This window comes from Enterovibrio norvegicus DSM 15893, assembly GCF_900115495.1.
GTDB lineage: Bacteria > Pseudomonadota > Gammaproteobacteria > Enterobacterales > Vibrionaceae > Enterovibrio > Enterovibrio norvegicus.
The window spans coordinates 120452-144635 of record NZ_FOWR01000011.1; the positions used below are offsets into that span (position 1 = coordinate 120452).

Below are 24184 nucleotides of genomic sequence, written 5' to 3' on the forward strand. Positions count from 1 at the left end.
AGTGATTATCCTGACTTGGTTGCTGCAGAAAATAAAACGGGCTCTATCCATCAAGCCCGTTTAGTGTGTCTTATACTTTATACACTGAATGACGCACCACAACCACAGGTGGTCGTTGCATTTGGATTGTTTACGAAGAAACGTGAACCTTCTAACCCTTCGGTGTAATCAACAACACCACCAAGCAAATATTGCAGGCTCATTGGGTCAACCACCAAGGTTACCCCTGATTTTTCAATGGTCATGTCGCCGTCATTCACGCTTTCATCAAACGTAAAACCGTATTGGAAACCGCTGCAACCACCGCCCGTAATGTATACACGCAGTTTCAGGTTTGGATTTTCCTCTTCCTGGATCAGCGTTTTTACCTTGTTCGCCGCTGTCTCAGAGAATTGCAACGGCAAATTGGTATCGCTCATTTCTACCTCACATACGCTTTTATATTGTTTGCATTATCCAATACCCGACTAAAATGGTCAAGTATTGTGCATTTCGCTAAAGAGCATTCAACAATCATCCCTCATATCCGTCAATAATGACATCTCTGTGATAGTAAACGCATCAACTAACTCGCCTGATCTACTCGCATCTCGTACAATACGGTCAGATTTAACACCGACGAACTAAATGGCCTAGGAAAGAACCATGACCAAATCAGCCGAGTTATTCCAACAAGCCCGCAAAACCATTCCTGGCGGCGTAAACTCTCCTGTTCGCGCTTTCGCAGGCGTTGGCGGCGACCCAATCTTTATCGAACGTGCTGATGGCGCGTATATTTATGACGCCGATGGCAAAGCTTACATTGATTATGTCGGTTCTTGGGGTCCAATGATCTTGGGTCACAACAACACCGCAATTCGTGACGCAGTGATTGAAGCAGCACAAAGCGGTTTAAGCTTTGGTGCACCGACTGCGCGTGAAATCACCCTTGCTGAGCTTGTTAGCCAGCTTGTTCCTTCGATGGAAATGGTGCGCATGGTAAGTTCAGGCACAGAGGCGACCATGAGTGCCATCCGACTCGCCCGTGGTTTTACTCGTCGTGACAAATTCATCAAATTCGAAGGCTGTTATCACGGCCACGCTGACTGCTTGCTCGTGAAAGCAGGCTCAGGCGCACTGACACTTGGCGAACCAACATCGCCAGGCGTTCCTGCGGATTTTGCAAAGCACACCCTCACGTGTACCTTCAATGACCTTGATTCTGTACGCGCAGCATTCGAGCAATACCCTGAAGACATTTCGTGCATTATCGTAGAACCTGTCGCAGGCAACATGAATTGCATTCCTCCACAACCAGGTTTCCATGAAGGCCTTCGTGCATTGTGTGATGAGTTCGGCGCACTGTTGATCTTTGATGAAGTGATGACGGGTTTCCGTGTTGCACTGGGCGGTGCACAAGCGCACTACAAGATCACGCCTGACCTAACCACGCTGGGTAAAGTGATCGGCGGTGGCATGCCTGTGGGTGCATTTGGTGGTCGTCGTGAAGTCATGGAATACATTGCACCAACGGGCCCTGTATACCAAGCGGGCACATTGTCAGGTAACCCTGTTGCGATGGCCGCCGGTGAAGCTGCACTGAATGAACTGCGTAAAGAAGGCAACGAAGCACAACTTGCGAGTATCACGAAGCGTCTTGCAGAGGGCTTTAAAGCGGCTGCAGACAAGCACGGTGTTCCACTGGCGATTAACCAAGTGGGCGGCATGTTCGGCTTCTTCTTTACCGACAAAGAAAGCATCACGTGCTTTGCTGACGTTCAACAATGTGACATTGAGACATTCAAACGCTTCTTCCACTTGATGCTGGACCAAGGTATTTATTTGGCACCTTCAGCATTTGAAGCAAGCTTTACGTCTCTGTCTCATGGTGAGGAAGAACTTGCAGCAACGTTGAAAGCCGCGGATAACGCATTTGCAGCGCTGGCTAACAGCTAAACAACGTGTTTTTAACCGAAAAAGCGGCGTATTTCGCCGCTTTTTTTGTCTCTATACCCTGCCAAATTGGGTTACTTCCAGAAGATCACCACGAGAATGGCAAGCACGATGAGACAAACGAGAGGTGCATTGAATCTGCGTCGTTTTTTGGACTGACACTGCCCTTCACAACATCCCATCACATTTACCCTTTTTCCGTTGAAAGTCACAACGTATCATAGTCTTCACACTACACTGTTCACCAGACAATCTGGAGAAGAACAAATAAGGAGCCTATCTGTGGCATCTTCTTACAAAGTTGAGCCTAAGCACTGGACGCTCATTGCCGCATTGGCTTTGGCAGCTTACGCTTGTTACGCCTTGATCGCTCCCTATGTGGGTTCAATCGTCCTTGCTTTCATCGTTTCGCTGCTGTTTTTCCCATTGCATGAAAAAATCGAAGGCAGATTAAGCAAACACCCGAACATCGCAGCATCGCTGTCATGTGTTCTATTGACCGTCATTGTCATCATCCCTTTGATTTTCGTTGCTGCCGCCATTTTGCAGCAAGGGATTCATTTCTTCACCAATGCATATACTTGGTTGACCCATGGTGGGGCAAAAGAAATTGTTTCCATGCCTATCGTGCAGTCATCCCTCAGCACTTTAGACAAATGGCTTCCAGCAGACTCCATCAACTCACAAGAATTGATTTCACGTGTGGCATCCACGGTGTCTTCAATGAGCACGGAAATGATTGGCATAAGCTCACGTGTTCTTGGTGATGTTACCGGCGTTTTCGTCAACTTCTTGTTGATGCTGTTTGTGCTGTTTTTCTTGCTACGCGATCACGACAAGATCATCCAAACCCTCCGTCATGTCAGCCCTTTATCACGAAGCCAAGAAGACACTTTGCTGGATGAAGTAGAAAAGGTGGCGAAATCCGCAGTGATGGGATCATTTCTTACCGCACTCGCTCAAGGTTTTGTCGGTGGTTTTGCCATGTGGATGGCAGGATTTGCAGGCTTGTTCTGGGGAACCATGATGGCGTTTGCTTCATTCATCCCTATCGTCGGCACAGCACTGATTTGGATGCCTGCAGCCGCTTACCTCATGCTGATCGGTGAATGGCAGTGGGCAGCATTTCTTGCGGGTTGGGGGGTGTTAGTTGTCGGTTCCGTCGATAACCTATTGCGTCCTCTGTTAATGCAAGGAAACTCAGGGATGAACACCCTGTTGATTTTCTTTTCCTTGATCGGTGGCTTGCAGGTTTATGGGTTAATGGGCTTAGTTTACGGCCCCATCATTTTCTCTCTGACACTGGTGCTTTTCCGTATGTATGAATCTGAATTTCATCATTTCCTAGAGAAACAAGACAACTCCTAATCTGAATCGTCACCAAGTCATTGCACAAAACAATGCAACGATAACGGTATCTAGTGTGCGCGGAGAGTTTCCTCACGACTCGCTTTGTGGGAAAATCCGCGCTCATTTTTTTATACGTCGAGGCGTTCATGTCTTACAGCACCCCAAGCCAAGTAGTGGCTCGTCAACTTGAGTACTTTGAAGGTAAGCATGTATTGCTCGCCGGTGAGCTGGAAGACACTTTCGCCACCGAACTATGTGAACACGCCGCCAGCGTCAGCATTTTTACCACCAACTTGGCATACGCCAATCAAATGTCGCGTTACAGCCAGTTGGATGTTCAGTTTGGTGATACATACAAAAAAGCACCGAATGTCGACATGGTGTTGTTGTATTGGCCAAAAGCAAAAGCCGAAGCCGAATTCTTGCTTTCGATGCTGATGGCTGCGTTAGGTAAAGACACTGAAATCGTGGTGGTGGGTGAAAACCGCAGTGGTGTTCGCAGCATCGAAAAGATGTTCGCGCCTTACGGCAAAGTCACTAAGTTCGACACTGCCCGCCGATGCAGTTTCTACTGGGGACAATGCATCAACGAACCTACACCATTTGTGCTTGATGCATGGTTTAAAAGCTACCCACTTTCTCTGGGGCAAGACACCATTACAATCCGCTCACTGCCCGGCGTTTTCAGTCATGGCGAATTAGATGCAGGTAGCCAACTTCTGCTGGACACATTACCAGCGCTAAAAGGCACAGTGCTTGACTTTGGTTGTGGCGCTGGCGTTATCGGTACCGCCATTAAACTGCGCTATCCTGATACACACATCACCATGGTGGATATCAGCGCGCTAGCGGTTGCCTCGGCCAAAGAAACCTTACGTTTTAACAATCTTGACGGAGAGGTTTTCGCATCTGATGTTTATAGCGCCGTTACGTCAACATTCGACAGTATCATTAGCAATCCTCCATTCCACGCTGGCTTGAAAACACATTATGCGGCAACGGAAACCTTCCTAGAGAAAGCCACGTCATTTTTGTCGAAACAGGGGCAGTTAATGATTGTGGCAAACAGTTTCCTTCGCTATCCGCCTTTTATTGAAGCGGCATTTGGCCATTGCGACACACCGGCTAAGAACAACAAGTTTGCGATTTATCACGCAATTAAAAACCGTTAAGCCGACAAAGGGCTGTTCTCAGCCCTTCGTTAAAAACGTTAAAACTGAGTGCTCGCACGCGCTTCATCGATAACTTACTTGCCAATAAAAATTAAGTCAGTATAAGGATTTTGATACGGTCAATCCTGTAAGGCTGCAGTACATAACTCGTCAAAAACGCCAAAATGGGTTAGTGGAGTTGCCTTTTGATTTCTTATTTTCAGGCAGAGACATGCAAAAAAAACAGAAGTTCAAGCGACTTCAACACAAGCTGATGTTAGCTTTTCTGGTGCTGAGTATTACGCCTCTCACCCTGCTGGCTATCTTTTTTCTTGAGTCACATAGCAGCGACTTAGAAACGCAAAGCACAACGCACCTCGCATTCCTACGCGACAACAAACAAGAGCAAATCATTAGCTTCTTCGATGCTCGTCATTCAGAAGTGAAATCTTTTGCGCGCTCAGAACTTGCCACGGCCAGTGGTGGGCGGTTCTACGGGTTAGTCGCCGCCTTCCATCAGCTTGGGAAAACACAAGCGCTCGCACGCGAAGCGGCACGCTTGAGGTACACCGAAAACCCTGATAATCCGCAGCAAAGCACCGTTAAAGACACCAATTTTATTGGCAGCGAGCGCTACCGGTTGCTGCACAAACGCTACCACTGGGCATTTACCGAGCACCTAAAGCGTTCAGATTTCACCGATATCTTACTTGTTGATATTGAAGGAAATGTCGTTTACTCGAACCTGAAAGACAACGTCTTTGGGGCAAACTTGCTGTCACCAGAATGGCAAAATACCGCGGAGGGGCAATCTTTCTCCAAGATAAAGCGACAAGTTAAAGCACCACTGACTGATACTGACGATACCCCGATCATTTTCAGTGATTTTAAGCAATCACCAAACGGAGAAATGATCGCCTGGTTTGCTGCACCTATCACCCAGCAAGGTTACCTGCATAGCTACGTGTTGTTTAAACTGCCAAACACAGCACTTGCCAACATGCTAAATAAAACGCCTGCCGAAACCAGCTACATTTCGACCCTTGTCGTGGGTCGCGACATGCTACCTCGCAACATACTAAGTGAAACGCCGCTTGCGACAGCGTCGAGCAGCGCCATTGATGCCGCGCTTTCGGGTACGCGTGATGTGGGCAGTTTTTTAAGCTCATCAGATGAAAAGGTACTTGGCGCATACTCTCCGGTCGGCGTGTTTGATGAAGAGTGGGCACTCATTCTTGAACTCCCAGAAGAAGAAGCCTTCTCTCGTATTTATCAGTTGGAGAAAATCTTCATCGTTGTGATGGTGGGTGCCATTTTCCTTGTTGTAGTAGCTTCGCACCTACTTTCAAACTCAATTACCGCACCACTTCTTAGGCTTACATGGGCCGCAGAACAAGTCTCTGCAGGGGACTTAGATCAGAAAATCACGAGCACAGACAGAGAAGATGAGATTGGCCGCCTCGCGGTGAGTTTTGCGCGTATGCAGCGCTCTGTTAGGGATAAGCTCGCGTTAATCCGAGAACAGAACAAAGAGCTAGAACAGAACATTCAGCTCATTCGCCACAAAAATGATGAGCTCCAGCAAGCAGACCGCATGAAGGATGACTTCCTCGCGACCACGTCACATGAGCTGAGAACACCTTTGCATGGCATGGTTGGCATTGCTGAGTCCATGCTTGCAGGTGCTGAAGGGCCGCTACCTGAAAGGCAAAAGCATCAGCTACAGATGATCATTAACAGCGGTCAGCGCTTATCAAACCTGGTGGACGATTTACTCGACTACCACAAAATGCGTTATGGCGATTTAGAAATCAGTCCGCAAGCTGTTGATACTGCTAACGCAGTCCGCCTCGTGATCGAGTTATCAAGCCATTTATTAGGTGGAAAGCCGGTTCGGATTATCAATCAGGTACCGATCGATCTGCCGTTAGTAAAAGCAGACGAACAACGACTTGAGCAAGTGCTATATAACCTGCTCGGCAATGCCATCAAATATACGGATGAAGGCAAGATCATCATCTCAGCGACAGTACTTGATAGCCAACTGCGTATCCAAGTAGTCGACACAGGACAAGGCATTCCATCCGATCAGCTGGAATACATCTTTGAGCCACTCACACAGGCAAAATCAGGCACTTCTGTCTATCGACAGGGCGCAGGGCTTGGTTTATCCATCAGTCGACAGCTTATCGATATCATGGAAGGGCAACTGTATGTCAGCAGCCAACCTATGGTTGGCGCAACGTTCAGTTTCACCTTGCCGCTCGCAACAGAAGAAGACAAAGCCAAGACGCGCTTGGCGAACAATACACACTTTGCCGCGCCTAAAATGGATTCAGATTTACCTGAATGTGCACAATTGCCAGATAACCCTGATGGTCCGCTCATTCTTGTCGTCGATGACGAGCCGGTTAATCTTCAGGTTCTCAACAACTTTCTACGCCTAGAAGGTTACCGCGTTAAAACCGTCGAAAATGGCCGACAGGCGATTGAATCCGTCACTCAAGAAGTGCCTGCACTGATGTTGCTTGATGTGATGATGCCTGAACTGAGTGGCTACGAAGTGTGTTACCACTTACGTGAAAGGCACAGCAGAACAGAACTCCCGATCATTATGCTTTCCGCACTCAGTCAGGTGCAGGATAAGGTGAAAGGCTTTGATGCGGGCGCGAACGATTACCTGACGAAGCCATTCAACAAAGATGAGTTAAGTGCACGTATCCGAGCATATGTTAATGCCTCTTTGACAGAACAAGAACGTGAGCAGAACCGTTTACTGCAAAATGAAATTCACTTCCGCGAGCAAGTTGAAGCTGGGTTACGTGAGGTACAAAACCGCCTTCTTGGCCTGCTGGATTCAGCATCAGAAGCCATTTTGTGTGTACAAGACAACGGCAAAATCAGCTACGCCAATGATGCATGCAGCAAAGTATTCCACCTAAGTGCAGAACAAATCGAGCGCCACCAGCTGAATGACTTCTTGGCAATGGCGTTGCCAGAACCAGAAATGATCCGAGGACATTTCAGTGGGCAGCTCCGCTTTAAGGTAGATAACGACATTGTCACCATAGACAGTGATGTGCTGACCCTGCCTGAATCATCAGGTATGCAGATGATGTTGATTTTAAATACAGGATTAAAAGCCTCGTCGCAGCGCGTTCAGTTGCTCGAAAGCGCTGTTGAAGCACTCTCTGACTACGCGTTTGACGGTGACCAAGGCAAGCTTCAAGAATTACGCGAGTTAGGCGGAGAGTTCACCCGCATGGCCGACAAGTTCTCCAGCGACAAACCGGATAAGGCTGATGTACTGCGAGAAACGTTGGTGAAAGTCATGCTGGTCACATTGAATTATTGGAGTCATTCAACCGGAAAAACCAAGTTTGATTTGGCAGAAGAAAGCGGCTTGTGGCGTGTTTACCTTGACAGAAGCACACTGCAAACACGTACCTTAGATAAGTATCTTCACGTTGAAACCGTGCCAAAATCCCCGCGTTGGCGCACTGTCATCAACACGATTGACTACGTCTTAGAACGCTGCGAGAGCGAAACAGCAGAGCGCGGCGAACTTGCAATGCTAAGAGATAAGCTGCAATCGCTTATCACACGTTAGGCGCGTTTTATCCTCCAGCGCTACCACGCATCAACGCCAAATAAAGCCCCTTCAGGGGCTTTATTTTTATCTGTTCCCCCTAAGTCACATATGCCGATTTGATTCTTCTCAACTTGGACTAGAAACACCTGAGATGCCCATATTCACGCTGTAAGCCTCCCAGACCAGATTGATACTGACGCAAAATATAACCCTCAGACAATGCCCAAACATGCCCCTAAAACCCGCATACGACTCACTGTAACGCCAAGTTTAAGTCAGACCGACACCAATGAGATAAACAGGAGGAAGAACTTATTTTTCGCCGTAAAAGACCTGTTTGAATACGAAGGTATTAGTTGCGTATATCGTGATTTCACCGCTGTTAAATCGGCGATAAATCACACAACCCTGACTTCTGTGTGAGTTTAATTCCGTTTATGAGAAGAAACTCACAACAAACCAGAGTGCGAAATTTTCAGCAAAAAATTAACGCGATGAACAAATGGAGATCCTGATCAACATAGCTTATTAAAATCCAACAATCTATTTAACAGCGGGAGATAAAAAGATAGTGACCACTAACTTTAAACATCAGAAGCTTATTAGGGAGTGTGAAAATTAACCTAAATTAACCGTCTGTGTTTTGCACTAAAAATATAGGTTTTAACGTTTTTGACAGGGTCTTACGTGGTTTTGACGTTTTTAACGGGAAACTCAATTGACCCAAAATCAGAACAGGAGTTTCCTTAAGTGGCACTGAGCCTGCACGGCCATTTGAATAACCAAGATCACTTGCCTGGTTGTTCATAGCGGGGTCGGGCCTGACCACAATGATTACGGTCAGAACCAAGTGGAACAAAGCAACTAGTAAGGAACAGCTATGCTTGCCAATCTTAAGAAAACAAAACTAGCAGTAGCCGTCGTTGCGGCCGCAGCGTCTGCACTGGCAGCACCAACTGTTTTAGCAGCTGAAAAAAGCCAGCTAACAGTGGTACCTCAGTTCTACCCTACATTAGTTCAAAACTTTAACCCTTTCCTAGAGTCTGCACTAAACACAACGACTGAGTTTGTTTACGAGCCGCTGGTAATCTTTAACCAGATGCAAGGTAACAGCCCAGTAATGCGTTTGGCTCAAGACTACTACATGTCTGACGACCTAATGGAAGTGACTTTTGTCATCCGTGACGGCGCTAAATGGTCTGACGGTAAAGCTTTCACTGCGAAAGACGTGGCTTACACTGTTGAGCTACTTAAAGCGAAGCCAGAGCTTGACCGTACTGGTCTAAACAAATGGGTTAAAGAAGTTAAGGTTGATGGCAACAAAGCTATCTTCTCTCTAACTCAAGCTTCTTCTAACGCACCATTCGAAATTGTTAAGGCGCCTATCGTTCCTGAGCACGTTTGGAGCAAAGTGAAGAACCCTGAGTCTTTCGCTAACGAAAACCCAGTAGGTTCTGGTGCGTTCACTGAGATCGACACCTTCACCTCTTCTTTGTACGTTCAGTGTCGTAACCCTAACTACTGGGACAACGACAACCTGGAAGTTGACTGTCTACGCGTTCCACAGATCGCAGGTAACGACCAACTGCTAGCTAAAGTTATCAACTCTGAGCTTGATTGGACTTCTTCATTCATCCCAGATATCGATAGCACTTATGCTGCAGCGAATCCAAACCACAAATACTGGTACCCAGCTGCGGGCACCCAGTCTTTCCTACTGAACTACAAGTCGCCTAAAGAAGGTAACAACGAAGCAATCAACGATGTTGATTTCCGTCGTGCATTCTCTATGGCTCTTGACCGTCAAACCATCATCGACATCGCTTTCTACGGCAATGGTAAACCAAACGACTATGCGTCTGGTCTAGGTGATGCATTCGAGTCATGGGCTGATAAAGGCACTTACAACAAGTACAAAGGTTTCAATACCTTCGATGCTGCTGGCGCGAAAGCATTGCTTAAGAAAGCTGGCTACAAAGACATCAATGGTGACGGTTTCGTAGAAACCCCATCAGGTAAAGAACTGAAGCTTGAAATTCAATCGCCTAACGGCTGGACTGACTTCAACAACACAGTTCAACTGTCTGTTGAGCAATTGAATGATGTTGGTATCAACGCAGTAGCGCGTACTCCAGACTTCCCTGTGTATAACTCAGCGATGGCTAACGCGACTTATGACGTTGCTTACACCAACTTCTTCCACGGTCCAGATCCACACGTTTACTGGAATGACGGCTTCAACTCAGCGTTCCAAGACGGTGAAGGTCTACCACGCTTCGCGATGCACCATTACAAAAATGCAGAATTGGATAAGCTACTAAACAGCTTCTACAAAACTTCAGACCGTGATGAGCAGTTGAAAATTGCTCACGGTATTCAGCAAATCATCGCTGAAAACCAAATCACTGTTCCTGTAATGTCTGGTGCGTTCAACTTCCAGTACAACACTACCCGCTTCGACGGTTGGTGGAACGAGAACAACGCTAAAGGCCGTCCAATGATTTGGGCTGGTGTTCAAGAGCGTGTTCTTCAAGTTCTGGACCTGAAACCTAAGTCATAAGTTCTACGTAGTTTGCGGTGCGCGCCCTGCGCACCGCCTTTCCCCCCTCCTTTTATATTTATGGCAGATTCTGTCAGGGGAAGGGTTTGTCCTAAATTCGGTAGCAGGACGCTACTGGTTTGGAAAGGTGTGAGTGATGGGTTATTTCCTACGACGTTTGACGTTCTATTTTATTGCTTTTCTCGTGGCTGCCACGATCAACTTTATTCTTCCTCGGGCGATGCCTGGTGACCCAGTCACCATGATGTTTGCTAACGCAACCGTACAGGTTACGCCAGAGCGTATCGCGGCAATGACAAAGCTACTTGGCTTTGTTGACGGTCCTCTATACGAGCAATACTTCACGTACATTAAAAGTATCCTAAGCTGGAACCTGGGTGTCTCTATCCAGACTTACCCGCAAACTGTAAATGCCATGCTTGGCAACGCAGTGGGCTGGTCTCTGTTCCTAGCAGGTACTGCTGTTATTCTTTCTTTCTGTATTGGTTCTGTGCTGGGCATCTTCGCTGCTTGGAAACGCGGTAGCCGATACGACGCATTCATTTCTCCAGCCATGCTTGTTGTTCAGGCGGTACCGCCTGTCGTAACAGCCATGATTGTGCTTTATACCTTTGCTATCGGCTTAAAATGGTTCCCAACCAGTTACGCCTATACACCGGGTACGATGGCTGACTGGACAAGCCTCGCGTTCTATAAAGACATTGCTTACCACGCTGTTCTTCCACTTTTCTGTGCAACCATTATTCAGATTGGTGGCTTCCTCATCGCCATGCGTAACAACATGATTAACCTTCTTAATGAAGATTACATCACCATGGCTAAAGGTAAGGGGCTGTCTGACAACCGCGTTGTCTTTAACTACGCCGCTCGAAACGCACTATTGCCAAGTGTTACCGCACTTTCAATGGCGCTAGGTATGGCTATCGGTGGCCAGATGATTGTCGAAATCATCTTCAACTACCCAGGTCTTGGTACTGTTTTGCTTAACGCAATCAATAGCCGTGACTATCAAGTTCTTCAAGGCCAGCTTCTGATCATGACCTTGTTCATGCTGTTCTTTAACTTCCTAGCTGACTTGCTCATCGTTGCTCTCGACCCACGTCTGCGTAAGGGAGGCAAATAATCATGAAAGGTATTATTACTCTTCTAAAAGGTAACCCTAAGGCACTGTTTGGTGTGCTTATTCTTTCGGTATTCATCTTAGGTGCCATCTTTGCTCCTCTTATCACAAGCTATGCGCCTGATAAGAAGACTGGCGGCCCACACGAATACCCTGCGTTTATTGTAAAAGCGGCACAATCAAGCCCTGATGGCTGGATCGCGGAAAATCTTGCAGATAACCGTCGTACGCTTCTTCTTTCTAAAAAAGCTGAACACGTACTCGGTACCTCTCGCATGGGCCGTGATATCTGGTCTCAAGTTGTATACGGCGCGCGCGTTTCACTGGCTGTTGGCTTTGGTGCTGGTCTTCTTGTGTGTTTCCTAGCAACAGCAATTGGTGTTTCTGCAGGTTACTTCGGTGGTCGAGTGGATGACGTGTTGTCGGCAGCCATGAACATCATGTTGGTTCTGCCTCAATATCCATTGCTCTTCGTTATCGCCGCCTTTATTGGTCAGTCGGGCCCACTCACCATCACCTTGGTTATCGGTCTCACCTCCTGGGCTTGGGGTGCGAGGGTTGTGCGAGCACAAACCTTATCAATCCGCGAAAAAGAATTTGTTAAAGCCGCTGAGGTATTAGGCGAATCAACGTGGCGCATCATCTTCGTTGAGATTCTTCCAAACCTTATCTCAATCGTCGGTGCGAGCTTCATCGGCTCGGTCATGCTGGCCATCATGACGGAAGCGGTTATCTCCTTCCTAGGCATGGGTGACCCGAATACCGTGAGCTGGGGCGTCATGCTTTACAACGTACAAACGTCTTCTTCTATGATTATCGGCGCTTGGTGGGAACTGCTGGCTCCATGTATCGCACTGACTCTGGTTGCGACTGGTCTTGCAATGCTTAACTTCGCGGTCGATGAAATTGCTAACCCGCAGCTTCGTGCTCAAAAAGGCATGAAACGCTGGAAGAAAATGCAAGAAGACGAGCAAAAATCACGTAGCCAGGCTGAACTTGCTCCTCAAAATGCAGTACTGAGCGGAGAAAAATAATGACTGATCCACAACTATCAATCCGCAACCTATGTGTTGACTATATTACCGACGCGGGCGATGTCCGCGCGGTAAACAACGTCAGTTTCGACATTGGTAAAGGCGAAGTATTTGGTCTAGCTGGTGAATCTGGCTGTGGTAAATCAACCGTTGCAATGTCCTTGATGCGTCTTCATAAGCCACCTGCATTCATCAGTGGCGGCGAAGTGTTGTTCAACGGCGAAGACATCATGAAGTACAGCGACGAACACATGAGTCGTTTCCGCTGGAAAGAAGTGTCAATGGTGTTCCAGTCTGCGATGAACGCACTGAACCCTGTATTGACCATGGAAGAGCAATTCTGTGACGTGATTATGCGTCACACCAACATGACGCGTGAACAAGCGGTTCGCCGCGCAGAAGGCCTATTGGAGATCGTTGATATCCATGCTAGCCGTCTTCGTGACTTCCCACACCAGTTCTCAGGTGGCATGCGTCAACGTTTGGTTATCGCTATCGCTCTCGCATTGAATCCGAAAATGATCATCATGGATGAGCCAACTACTGCACTCGACGTGGTTGTTCAACGTGAAATCCTTCAAAAGATCCATGCGCTTAAAGAAGAGTTTGGTTTCTCTATCTTGTTCATTACGCACGACCTTTCTTTGATGGTCGAGTTCACTGACCGTATCGGCATCATGTATGCGGGTCAGTTGATTGAGGTAGCACCTGCTAAAGAAATCCTAAAGAACCCGTATCACCCTTACACCGAAGGGCTTGCTAGCTCCTTCCCTCCGCTGACGGGACCAAAAACGCGTCTTACCGGTATTCCAGGCAACCCATTGAACTTGCTTGAAATCCCACAAGGCTGCCGTTTCCAGGCTCGTTGTGGAAAGGCCAAAGACAGCTGTTTCAACGTCGCAAACACCCTGACTCAGGTCGAATCTAACCGTTTCACCAACTGCCACTTGTTCACGAATAAGTGATCTGGCGTTTAGCGACTTGTAGGAGTGAACATGACTAAAGAATTAGGTAACCCGATCATTGAAGGGAAAAATCTGGTTAAAGATTTCCAGATTAACAGCAACGCGCTGAACAAACCTAAAATGCGTGCCTTGAATGATGTGTCATTCAAGCTTTATAAAAGCCGTGGCTTGTCGGTTGTAGGTGAATCTGGTTCAGGTAAATCTACAACGGCGAAAATCATCGCCAAGATGTATGCAGCAACTGCCGGTACGATTGAATACAAAGGCCGCGACATCGAAACCATCACCAGCAAAAATGACCTGATGCTATACCGTCAGGGCATTCAAATGGTATGGCAAGACCCGTTTGGCTCTTTGAACCCAACACACACCATTTTCCACCACATTGCGCGTCCTTTGAAAATTCACAACAAAGTTAACGGCAATGCAAAAGAGTTGGAAGAGCGTGTGTATGAACTGCTTAACCAAGTCGGCCTCACACCACCTAAAGAAACGGCTGCGAAATACCCGCACCAGCTTTCTGGTGGTCAACGCCAACGTGTCAACTTGGCGCGTAACTTGGCAGTAGGTGCTGAAGTCGTGCTGGCTGACGAACCAACGTCAATGCTTGACGTTTCTATCCGTGCAGGTGTTTTGAACCTGATGGAAGAAATGAAATTTGAGCGTGAAATGGCACTGCTATACATCACGCACGATATCGCAACTGCACGCTACATCGCTGAAGACTTAGCGGTTATGTACGTAGGTCACATGGTTGAGTGGGGCGATTGTGAAGAAATCATCCACCACCCTCAACACCCGTACACAAAGCTGCTTGTTTCTGCGGTGCCTGATCCTTCTAAGTCTATTCACCAGAAACTTGAAGGTAACAAAGGCGAAATCCCTCTTTGGACACCCGATACTCGCGGTTGTCCATTTGCGGGTCGCTGTCTGCATGCTACTGACAAGTGCCGCGAGCAATTGCCAGGTGTAACCAAGCTGTCAGACAACCACTTCGTTCGCTGTTACTTGTTCGAATAATTGTTTTTCGAACAGACTATTTAGGAGGAACAATGCAGCTGTTGACCAACCATATCGGCTATGAGCGTTTAGGCAGTAAAAGTGCGCTCATTCTTGCTAAGCATGCCGTAACTGTTGAGCTTGCCGATATTGTGGATTGCCGTACCGGTCAATCCGTGATGCAGCTGCCTGTCTGTGCTTGTGGTCCAGTAGACCAATGGCATACTGGTGATGTTTACAGCATCGACTTCTCCGCACTCGAGCAGTGCGGAGAGTTCTGCGTAAAAGTAGGAGAGACGACCTCTCCTGCTTTTTCTATTGCAGACGGTATTCTTTTTGATCGCACGTTTTCCGATGTGATCCACTACTTTAAATCTCAGCGTTGTACAGGCAAGTTTGATCAATATGATCGCGCCGTTCCACTGCTTGGTTCTGACCAAACAGTTGACGTTCGCGGTGGGTGGTATGATGCTTCTGGCGATGTCAGTAAGTATTTCAGTCACCTTTCCTACGGTAACTATTTAAACCCTCAACAAATTCCAATGATCGTCTGGAACATGCTTCATGCATTAGAAACGCTTTCCAGCGATGCGCCTCGTTTTACACAAACACGCCTGCACGATGAAGCCCTGTTTGGTGCTGACTTCTTAGTCCGCATGCAACATGACAACGGCTACTTCTATACCACGGTGTTTGATAAGTGGAGCAAGGACACGACTCAACGCGAGATCTGTGCGTACGAAACCCAAAAAGGCAATAAAACTGACGCCTACCAAGCGGGATTCCGCCAAGGTGCAGGTGTTGCGATTGCGGCTTTAGCAAAAGCGGCAAGGCTCGGTGAAGGGGCAGATTTTTCCGTTGAAACCTATAAAGACACCGCAGAACGCGGCTATTGGCATTTAAAAGAAAACAATAACGCCTACTTGGATGATGGTTGCGAGAACACCATCGATTTTTACTGTGCTTTGCTTGCCACCGTAGAACTTTACCAATTAACCCAAGACGCGACGTACCTTGAGGAATCGCGTTACTGGGCAGCTCGTTTGATCGAGCAACAAAAAAGCGACGAAAACATCGCGCACTTCTGGTCAGCGAACAGTGACGGCTCTCGCCCTTACTATCACGCTGCCGAAGCAGGTCTTCCTGCTATCACATTGATGCAATACTTGACGATTGAAACGGATGCAACGCTAAAAAGTGCGGCACTTCAAACTTTCGTCAACGCATTGAATTTTGAGCTACTTATAACGCATCAAGTCAATAATCCGTTCGGGTATCCAAGGCAGTATGTGAAAAATGTTGAGGGGGCAAAACGCACGAGCTTTTTTGTCGCTCAGCAAAACGAAACCGGCTATTGGTGGCAGGGTGAGAACGCACGTTTGGGCTCTCTCGCAACCATGGCATTTATGGCAATCTCGTTCATTGACGATGAATCTTTAAAACATCGTCTGAACACATATGGACAAAATGCTCTGAACTGGATTTTGGGTCTCAACCCTTATGACATGTGCATGCTCGATGGGCACGGAAGAAACAACCCTGATTACCTTCCTGAACTCGGCTTTATCAACGCCAAAGGCGGCGTTTGCAATGGGATTACCGCCGGGTTTGATAACCCGAATGACATCGCCTTCAACCCTGATATTCATAAAGACGACATGCTACAGAACTGGCGCTGGGGCGAACAATGGATCCCGCATGCCGGTTGGTATTTGCTGGCGCTGGCAGCACAAAAGCAAGCGATGAAAAACGTCACATCTCACGATAAGGCGCTTTCTCATGGCTAATTTCTTTTGTGGTGTGGATGGCGGCGGCACGTCGTGCCGTGCCCGTATTGTGAATGACAATGGGACAGTTGTCGGCGAAGCAAAAACCGGCTCAGCCAACATTTTGTTGGGCGTAGAGCTTGCGATGTCTTCCATTCAATCCGCAATTACACAGGCTGCAGAGCAAGCAGGTATCACTGACCTTTCTTGTATCTCTGTTGGCCTAGCACTGGCAGGGGCTGAACAAAAATCAGCATGGCTGGCGTTTATGTCTCAGCCACACCCTTATCAACACATGACGCTGAATACCGATGGTTACGGCGCTTGCATGGGTGCATTTAACGGTGAAAACGGTGCCATTGTGATTGCGGGTACTGGCTCAGTCGGCATTGTACTTCAAAACGGCCAGCAAGTGGTTATTGGTGGCCGAGAGTTCCCAATTTCGGATCAAGGTGGCGGCGCAGTGATGGGCCTTCGTCTGATCCAACAAACTTTACTTGCTCATGATGACTTACGTCCCTCATCAGCTCTGTCGGATTATGTTTTTGCGCACTTTAACAATGACCTAGACGAGATTGTTTCTTGGTCAAAAACAGCAAAACCTCGTGATTACGGTCAATTCAGTCCGAAGATTTTCGAATTGGCAATGCAACGAGATGCGCTCGCTATGGAGTTACTGCAAGGCTCAGCCGACGACATAGAACGCCTCATACTGGGATTGGCCCGTAAAGGCGCTTCACAAATCGCATTAATGGGCAGCATTGGTGAGCGCATTGTCGCGTGGTTATCACCTGCAGCTCAGAGCTTGCTGGTTGAACCCAAGGCGGATGCCATGGCCGGTGCCCTTTTAATGGCACACGGTAACCACAACCTCTACCCGCTTTCGAGATAAGCCATGAATTTTCGTTTAGACCTCAACGTGATTGACGTCCAGCAAAATGAAAGTCGCTTTGCGCTGGTACTGCACAATCTCTCAGAAACAAACATTGAACACTGGCAGCTAACGTTTAGCGTTAGTCGCTTTGTTCTTCCTACGAGTGTTTCGCATGGCACATTAAAGCAAGTAGGCAGTCTGTGTACGTTTGAAAGCGGACAGCCACTCAATGCCAATGATCACCTGTATGTAGAATTTAGCCACAGAACTAAGCCTTTCTCTCTTCATGACGAAGGCATCGCTGACGCTTGTTTGCTTGTTACTACCTCAACGGGTGTACAAGCTATTCCAGTCGAAACGACCACGATCAACCTTGGTGCGCAATCTCCTGAACGTGAGCCGCTATCGCTTCCTGAGCCGAAAGACATCAATCTCATTCCTCAGCCAAAAGCCATGGTGGTTAAATCAGGGCGTTTTGCCATTGCTGACGATTGTGCGATTGCCAGTGACGACGAAGACGCTAAATCTGCCGCGCTTTGGCTTTCAGAAGAACTGTCAGACCATCTACGTCGTGATATTTCGGTTAAACAAGAAGGCCAGATTCGACTCAAAAAAGACGAATCGTTAGCACCGTCGAAATACCGATTGAGCGTGTCCTTGAATGCGATAGTCATTACCGCATCAGACAAAAATGGCTTTAGCTATGGCGTAGCAACACTACTTCAACTGTTGCCCGTTCATGCTTCTCATCGCCATTACGCTGGGTTCGCGATCCCTTGTGTTGAGATTGAGGATCACCCTCGCTTTGGCTACCGCGGCATGATGTTGGATTGTGCACGTCACTTTCACCCGCTTCGTCGCGTGAAAGATCTGATCAACCAACTTGCACGCTTGAAGTTCAATCATTTTCATTGGCATTTAACCGATGACGAAGGTTGGCGCATTCAAATTGATGCTTACCCAGAGCTGACTGAAATTGGCGCGTGGCGTGGACCATTTGAAACCATCGAACCACAGTACACATCGCTGTCGAAGATCCACGGTGGCTTCTATACCAAAGATGACATTCGCGATGTGATCGCGTATGCCGCTTTACGTGGCATCACCGTCATCCCTGAGATCGACATTCCGGGGCACTGCCGTGCTGCCATCAAATCACTGCCGCATTTGCTCGTCGAAGAGGCAGATACGTCGGTCTACCGCAGTATTCAGAACTTCACTGACAACATTTTAAATCCGGGTATTGAAGGCACTTACACCTTCTTAGAAGCCGTGTTTGATGAAGTGTGCGAATTGTTTCCAAGTCCTTTCATTCATGTGGGTGCCGATGAAGTACCTGACAATGTATGGACTGAAAGCCCGTCATGCCAAGCCTTGATGAAAGAAAAAGGCTATGCAGACAGCAAAGATTTGCAAGGTCACTTGTTGCGTCATGTTGAGAAACATCTCGAAGCAAAAGGCAGAAAAATGCTGGGGTGGGAAGAAGTGGTGTTTGGCGACAAAGTCAGCAAAAACACCCTTGTCTTCACATGGGTCAATGAACAATCTGGCTTGGATTGTATTCGCAATGGCTATGACATTGTGTTGCAACCTGGCCAAGAAACTTATCTCGATATGGCACAAGATTTCTCGGCTGATGAGCCGGGAACAGATTGGGCTGCAAAGATACCGCTTGAAAAAGCATACCACTACGAGCCTTTTTCCCACTCAGACACCACTCAAAATGATTTTGAGAAGGTAAAAGGTATCCAGTGCGCACTTTGGTGCGAAATGACCAATACCCAAAGCCGCTTTGAATACATGATCTTCCCTCGCCTCTTTGCGATTGCAGAAGTGTGTTGGAGCGCCAAGGAACAGCGAGACTGGGCAGACTTCCAAGCCCGTCTTAGCGGACAACTACAGTACCTGGATCGTCTAGGTATTAACTATCGTCGGTAATAACTTCAATTTTTTTGATTTTGTAGAAGGAAATACGCCATGAATTACGGCTTCTTTGATAACGATAACCGGGAATATGTCATTACCCGTCCTGACGTACCGGCGCCATGGACCAACTATCTGGGTACAGAAAAATTCTGTACCGTAATTTCTCACAATGCGGGTGGTTATTCGTTTTATCAAAGTCCTGAGCACAACCGTGTCACTAAGTTCCGTCCAAACGGCACGTTTGACCGCCCTGGACACTTTGTTTACCTGCGTGATGATGAAACTGCAGACTACTGGTCAATCTCTTGGCAACCAGTAGCGAAGAGCCTTGAAGAAGCTTCTTACGAAGTGCGTCACGGTCTGTCGTACTCAAAATTCAAGTGCGAATACAAAGGCATCACGGCATCAAAAACCTTGTTTGTACCAAAAGGTGAAGACGCACAACTTTGGGACATCACGATCAAGAACGACGGCGACAAGCCACGTACGATCAGTGCATTCTCTTTCGTTGAGTTCTCATTCAGCCACATCCAATCTGACAACCAAAACCATCAGATGAGCTTGTACTCTGCTGGCACCTCTTATGAAGATGGCGTGATTGAATACGATCTGTATTACAACACCAACGATCACGATGGCTTCTACTACATGGCAGCGAGCTTCGATCCTGACAGCTACGACGGTCAACGTGACAGCTTCCTGGGCATGTACCGTGATGAAGCTAACCCAATTGCTGTTGAAAAAGGTCGTTGTTCTAACCACGTTCAAACCTGTTACAACCATTGTGGCTCTCTACACAAGCAATTCGTTATCCAGCCAGGTGAAGAAGTTCGCTTCGTTTACATCTTGGGTGTAGGTAAAGGCGAAGGCCAGCGTCTACGTAAGAAATACCAAGATCTTGCTAACGTTGATGCTGCATTTGCTGGCATTAAAGATCACTGGGAAACGCGTTGTAACAAGTTCCAAGTATCTTCGCCAAACGAAGGCCTAGACACCATGATCAATGCTTGGACACTTTACCAAGCAGAAACCTGTGTGGTTTGGTCTCGCTTTGCATCCTTCATCGAAGTGGGTGGTCGTACGGGTCTTGGCTATCGCGACACCGCACAAGATGCGATTTCTGTTCCTCACTCAAACCCTGCAATGACCCGTAAGCGTCTTGTTGACCTGCTACGCGGCCAAGTAAAAGCAGGGTACGGCTTGCACCTGTTCGATCCAGATTGGTTCGATCCAGCAAAAGCAGATGTGAAACCGTCTAAGTCACCAACGGTTGTTCCAACCCCTAGTGATGAAGATAAGATCCACGGCATTGATGATACCTGCTCTGACGATCACCTATGGATCGTGCCAACAATCATCAAGTACGTGACCGAGACCGGTGAAGAAAGCTTCCTAGACGAAACCATCCCATATGCGGACGGCGGTGACGCAACTGTTTACGAGCACATGAAAGCGGCGCTAGATTTCTCTGCAGAATACGTGGGTCAAACCGGTATCTGTAAAGGTCTACGAGCGGATTGGAACGACTGTCTGAACCTAGGCGGTGGTGAGTCAGCCATGGTTTCTTTCCTACACTTCTGGGCACTGCAAGAGTTCATTACTCTGGCGAAACACAAAGGCCAAGATGCTGACGTTCAGAAATACACTGAAATGGCAGCGAACGTACGCGAAGCGTGTGAAAAACACCTTTGGGACGAAGAAGGTGGCTGGTACATCCGTGGTCTAACCAAAGATGGCGACAAGATCGGTACAGCGCAACAAACTGAAGGTCGTATTCACCTTGAGTCGAACACGCTGGCTGTTCTTTCTGGTATGGCATCACAAGATCGTGGCGAAAAAGCCATGGATGCAGTTGATGAGAACCTGTTCTCTGAATACGGCTTGCACTTAAACTCACCGTCTTTCTCAACGCCAAACGATGACATCGGTTTCGTTACCCGTGTTTACCAAGGCGTGAAAGAAAACGGCGCGATTTTCTCGCATCCAAACCCATGGGCATGGGTAGCGGAAGCGAAGCTGGGCCGTGGTGACCGTGCAATGAAATTCTACGATGCACTTAACCCGTACAACCAAAACGACATGATTGAAAAGCGTGTTGCTGAACCTTACTCATACGTTCAGTTCATCATGGGTCGTGACCACGAGAACCATGGCCGTGCAAACCACCCTTGGCTAACGGGCACATCAGGTTGGGCTTACTTCGCAGTAACCAACTTCATTCTGGGCGTACAAGTTGGCTTTGATGGCCTAAGCGTTAACCCTTGTATTCCAACAGAATGGCCTGGATTTGAAGTAAACCGCGAATGGCGCGGTGCAACTTACCAAATCAAGGTAGAAAACCCGAACGGTGTAAGCAAAGGCGTAAAAACTATCACTTTGAACGGTGAAGTTGTTACTGGCGCTATCCCAGCACAAGCTGAAGGCTCTGTGAACGTTGTTAACGTTGTAATGGGCTAACAAAAAAAGGAGGGCACTTTTGCCCTCCTTTTTTATTCCTGTTTAGAAAGGAGCTCTATCATGATTCAATTTGGTACAGGCGGATGGCGCGCCTTCATCGGTGAAGAATTTACCAAAGACAACGTTCGTCTCGTGGCGCAATCTCTTGCGAACATCATGATCACCGAAAATGCATGTGATCCAGGGTTCGTGATTGGTTACGATCGTCGTTTTCTCTCTGACAAAGCTGCTGCATGGTTTGCAGAAGTGCTTGCTGCCAATGGCATCACTGTCAGCTTCATCGATAAATACGTTCCAACCCCAATCGTCATGTTCAAAGCAAAGCAGATGGAAACACACTACTCTGCGTGTATCACAGCGTCTCACAACCCTGCGGACTACAACGGCATCAAAGTGTTCATCCAAGGTGGTCGTGATGCAGACGAAATCATTACGGCAAAAATCGAAGAACAAGTCAGCAAGCTGAAAGCCGCTGATGTGAAATCCATGGATTTCGAAGACGCACAAGCCCAAGGGCTGGTTAAGATCATCAACCCAATGAACGAATTCGTTGATTCGATCATAGATTTTATTGATATCGAGGCGATTAAAGCCGCTAACCTTCGCGTACTGATTGACCCAATGTTCGGTGTGGCTAAAAATGCCCTGCAAACTGTTTTGATTTCAGGCCGTTGTGACGTTGACGTAATCAACGATGGCGAAAACCCAGGGTTTGGTGGCGTAATGCCTTCACCAAACGCTGCAACCCTTTACCGTTTGAAGCACATGGTTGCTCACGAAGGCTATGACATCGGTATCGGTACAGATGGTGATGCTGACCGTCTTGGTATCATTGATGAAAAAGGTAACTTCATTCATCCGAACGAAGTATTGCTGCTTCTCTATTACTACATGTTGGAATACAAGGGCTTAAAAGGCTCCGTTGTTCGCAACATCGCAACAACTCACCTTCTGGATAAAGTTGCTGCTGACCACAATGAGAAAAGCTTTGAAGTGCCTGTTGGCTTCAAACACATCAGCTCGCAAATGGAAGCGGATGATTCTCTGATCGGCGGTGAGAGCTCGGGCGGTCTCACGATCCGTGGCCACATCAAAGGTAAAGATGGCGTATTTGCTTCAAGTTTACTGGTAGAAATGATCAGTGTGACAGGCAAGAAACTGTCTGAAATGCTTGATGAAATCTATGGAAAATACGGCTATGCCTATACAGCAGAAGGCGACTGTACGTTCAAAGCATCTAAACGCGACAGCCTTTACAATCGTATCTATGTAGACAAAGAGTTGCCTGAGTTTGCTTACGAAATTGAAAAGGTTAGCTATGCCGATGGCTTGAAGGTGTACTTCAAAAATGGCGGCTGGGCACTAGCTCGCTTCTCAGGCACTGAGCCACTGCTGCGTATTTTCGTAGAATGGGAAGACAAAGAAACTGCGGAAGCACTTGTTAGTCAGATTAAGTCCTTCCTAAAAGTTTAGAATAATTATCAACTCGTTGATTTTAAGGGGTAGCCGTCGCTACCCTTTTTTGACTGCGCTTTAACGCATTACGCAATCACGATAAGACAATTCATCCCACACCAACATGGCATCTTTGCCTTTGGTATATAGTCCTGTTTCTTTATCTTCTGATTCATACTGAGCACCAGACGCCGCTCGAATTCTTGGTATTTCTCTTTGTACATCATTAATACGAATGACTGCAGTGTCTGATGTCACCATTGCATCGAACACAAAACCATCTTCGCACGTAAATTGGTGAGGCAACGTCGAGCTACAAGCCGTCACGAGTGTCGATACTAAACAAATACCCATCACTTTTTTCATCTCACTCTCCTTAAACTAAACCGCGACACCCATATGATTCCACGCTCATACTTATATGGCTATTTGGTTGGTCACAATGCGCAAAGTTATTTAGTCAAAACAGGCGAGAGTGCGAGAGTGCGAGAGTGCGAGAGTGCGAGAGTGCGAGAGTGCGGATTAGTGTGTCTTTGAGTTTCATTTTGATCAAGTCGTTGAGTGCAAATGCGCGATTTTCACTTAGCGTTTCCTTGGTCCGAGGACCCGCTCTTCCTGCCTTTTTCTCGTCACTCGCCTTCTCAAGTCTCGTTTCTGCTTTTCTTCAGACGTAAAAAAGCCCTGACCGTTAGGTCAGGGCTTTTTCGTTCTTTTTGCCTTCATCTTTTTCATAAAAAGATGAAAACGAATTGGAAGCCTGGCGATGTCCTACTCTCACATGGGGAAACCCCACACTACCATCGGCGCTGTTACGTTTCACTACTGAGTTCGGCATGGGTTCAGGTGGGTCCATAACGCTATGGTCGCCAAGCAAATCTTGTTGTGTTCCCCGCGCTCGCGAAAAACTAAAATCTGGGAAAATACTGACCAGCTTCGTGTCTCAATACACATTCAATGTTCTTCTTTGAGTCCGCTAAAACCCCTTGGGTGTTGTATGGTTAAG

General features: G+C 47.4%; 16 protein-coding genes and 1 rRNA gene. 14 read left to right on the top strand and 3 right to left on the bottom strand.

Annotated features, from left to right (window positions below; all coding sequences use genetic code 11):
* Positions 1–77: 77 nt before the first annotated feature.
* A complete protein-coding gene (gene erpA, locus BM082_RS09055; RefSeq protein ID WP_017012318.1) occupies positions 78–419 on the bottom strand; it encodes an iron-sulfur cluster insertion protein ErpA in 342 nt (113 codons plus the stop codon).
* Between the two features lie 226 nt (positions 420–645).
* On the opposite strand from erpA, the gene hemL reads away from it, so the two are divergent.
* The 14 genes from hemL to BM082_RS09130 all read left to right on the top strand — a co-directional run bounded on the left by hemL (position 646) and on the right by BM082_RS09130 (position 23199).
* Positions 646–1935 carry a glutamate-1-semialdehyde 2,1-aminomutase gene (hemL, locus tag BM082_RS09060; RefSeq protein ID WP_017012317.1) on the top strand — a complete coding sequence of 430 codons (1290 nt, stop codon included), beginning with the start codon at positions 646–648 and terminating at the stop codon, positions 1933–1935.
* Between the two features lie 279 nt (positions 1936–2214).
* Positions 2215–3300, top strand: a complete 1086-nt coding sequence (locus BM082_RS09065) for an AI-2E family transporter (RefSeq protein ID WP_017012316.1) — start codon at positions 2215–2217, stop codon at positions 3298–3300.
* 128 nt (positions 3301–3428) lie between these two features.
* Positions 3429–4454, top strand: coding sequence for a 16S rRNA (guanine(1207)-N(2))-methyltransferase RsmC (gene rsmC / locus BM082_RS09070; protein ID WP_074926670.1), 1026 nt, complete (start codon positions 3429–3431; stop codon positions 4452–4454).
* A gap of 211 nt (positions 4455–4665) precedes the next feature.
* Positions 4666–8043 (top strand): response regulator, encoded by a 3378-nt coding sequence (locus BM082_RS09075; RefSeq protein WP_017012314.1) that lies wholly within the window; start codon positions 4666–4668, stop codon positions 8041–8043.
* 862 nt (positions 8044–8905) lie between these two features.
* Positions 8906–10585, top strand: coding sequence for an ABC transporter substrate-binding protein (locus BM082_RS09085; protein ID WP_017012313.1), 1680 nt, complete (start codon positions 8906–8908; stop codon positions 10583–10585).
* A gap of 136 nt (positions 10586–10721) precedes the next feature.
* Complete coding sequence (locus BM082_RS09090; protein ID WP_017012312.1) at positions 10722–11708, top strand: ABC transporter permease; 987 nt, start codon at positions 10722–10724, stop codon at positions 11706–11708.
* Positions 11709–11710: 2 nt separating this feature from the next.
* A complete protein-coding gene (locus BM082_RS09095) occupies positions 11711–12739 on the top strand; it encodes an ABC transporter permease (protein ID WP_017012311.1) in 1029 nt (342 codons plus the stop codon).
* Entirely contained in the window at positions 12739–13704 is a 966-nt protein-coding gene (locus BM082_RS09100) for an ABC transporter ATP-binding protein (RefSeq protein ID WP_017012310.1), read from the top strand. The genes BM082_RS09095 and BM082_RS09100 overlap by 1 nt, the downstream gene beginning before the upstream one ends.
* Positions 13705–13734: 30 nt before the next feature.
* The gene (locus tag BM082_RS09105; RefSeq protein ID WP_017012309.1) at positions 13735–14724 is read left to right on the top strand and encodes an ABC transporter ATP-binding protein; all 990 of its coding nucleotides are present in this window, start codon (positions 13735–13737) and stop codon (positions 14722–14724) included.
* 32 nt (positions 14725–14756) lie between these two features.
* Positions 14757–16490 (top strand): glycoside hydrolase family 9 protein, encoded by a 1734-nt coding sequence (locus tag BM082_RS09110; RefSeq protein WP_017013213.1) that lies wholly within the window; start codon positions 14757–14759, stop codon positions 16488–16490.
* A complete protein-coding gene (locus tag BM082_RS09115; protein ID WP_017012307.1) occupies positions 16483–17361 on the top strand; it encodes a glucosamine kinase nucleotide-binding domain-containing protein in 879 nt (292 codons plus the stop codon). The genes BM082_RS09110 and BM082_RS09115 overlap by 8 nt, the downstream gene beginning before the upstream one ends.
* Before the next feature lie 3 nt (positions 17362–17364).
* Entirely contained in the window at positions 17365–19281 is a 1917-nt protein-coding gene (locus BM082_RS09120) for a beta-N-acetylhexosaminidase (protein ID WP_017013212.1), read from the top strand.
* A gap of 39 nt (positions 19282–19320) precedes the next feature.
* Positions 19321–21726 (top strand): glycoside hydrolase family 94 protein, encoded by a 2406-nt coding sequence (locus tag BM082_RS09125; protein WP_017013211.1) that lies wholly within the window; start codon positions 19321–19323, stop codon positions 21724–21726.
* Between the two features lie 60 nt (positions 21727–21786).
* A complete protein-coding gene (locus BM082_RS09130) occupies positions 21787–23199 on the top strand; it encodes a phosphoglucomutase/phosphomannomutase family protein (RefSeq protein ID WP_017013210.1) in 1413 nt (470 codons plus the stop codon).
* 60 nt (positions 23200–23259) lie between these two features.
* Here the strand turns inward: BM082_RS09130 and BM082_RS09135 are convergent, their stop codons facing one another.
* Together BM082_RS09135 and rrf are read right to left on the bottom strand one after the other, a co-directional pair.
* Positions 23260–23547 (bottom strand): MliC family protein, encoded by a 288-nt coding sequence (locus BM082_RS09135; RefSeq protein WP_017013209.1) that lies wholly within the window; start codon positions 23545–23547, stop codon positions 23260–23262.
* A 389-nt stretch (positions 23548–23936) separates the two neighbouring features.
* Positions 23937–24052, bottom strand: a 5S ribosomal RNA gene (rrf, locus tag BM082_RS09140).
* Positions 24053–24184 lie beyond the last annotated feature (132 nt).

What these genes read in the sequence shown, in the direction of transcription:
- erpA (WP_017012318.1), bottom strand. Translation starts at nt 419, where the DNA reads ATGAGCGATACCAATTTGCCGTTGCAATTCTCTGAGACAGCGGCGAAC.
- hemL (WP_017012317.1), top strand. Translation starts at nt 646, where the DNA reads ATGACCAAATCAGCCGAGTTATTCCAACAAGCCCGCAAAACCATTCCT.
- rsmC (WP_074926670.1), top strand. Translation starts at nt 3,429, where the DNA reads ATGTCTTACAGCACCCCAAGCCAAGTAGTGGCTCGTCAACTTGAGTAC.
- BM082_RS09075 (WP_017012314.1), top strand. Translation starts at nt 4,666, where the DNA reads ATGCAAAAAAAACAGAAGTTCAAGCGACTTCAACACAAGCTGATGTTA.
- BM082_RS09085 (WP_017012313.1), top strand. Translation starts at nt 8,906, where the DNA reads ATGCTTGCCAATCTTAAGAAAACAAAACTAGCAGTAGCCGTCGTTGCG.
- BM082_RS09090 (WP_017012312.1), top strand. Translation starts at nt 10,722, where the DNA reads ATGGGTTATTTCCTACGACGTTTGACGTTCTATTTTATTGCTTTTCTC.
- BM082_RS09095 (WP_017012311.1), top strand. Translation starts at nt 11,711, where the DNA reads ATGAAAGGTATTATTACTCTTCTAAAAGGTAACCCTAAGGCACTGTTT.
- BM082_RS09100 (WP_017012310.1), top strand. Translation starts at nt 12,739, where the DNA reads ATGACTGATCCACAACTATCAATCCGCAACCTATGTGTTGACTATATT.
- BM082_RS09105 (WP_017012309.1), top strand. Translation starts at nt 13,735, where the DNA reads ATGACTAAAGAATTAGGTAACCCGATCATTGAAGGGAAAAATCTGGTT.
- BM082_RS09110 (WP_017013213.1), top strand. Translation starts at nt 14,757, where the DNA reads ATGCAGCTGTTGACCAACCATATCGGCTATGAGCGTTTAGGCAGTAAA.
- BM082_RS09115 (WP_017012307.1), top strand. Translation starts at nt 16,483, where the DNA reads ATGGCTAATTTCTTTTGTGGTGTGGATGGCGGCGGCACGTCGTGCCGT.
- BM082_RS09120 (WP_017013212.1), top strand. Translation starts at nt 17,365, where the DNA reads ATGAATTTTCGTTTAGACCTCAACGTGATTGACGTCCAGCAAAATGAA.
- BM082_RS09125 (WP_017013211.1), top strand. Translation starts at nt 19,321, where the DNA reads ATGAATTACGGCTTCTTTGATAACGATAACCGGGAATATGTCATTACC.
- BM082_RS09130 (WP_017013210.1), top strand. Translation starts at nt 21,787, where the DNA reads ATGATTCAATTTGGTACAGGCGGATGGCGCGCCTTCATCGGTGAAGAA.
- BM082_RS09135 (WP_017013209.1), bottom strand. Translation starts at nt 23,547, where the DNA reads ATGAAAAAAGTGATGGGTATTTGTTTAGTATCGACACTCGTGACGGCT.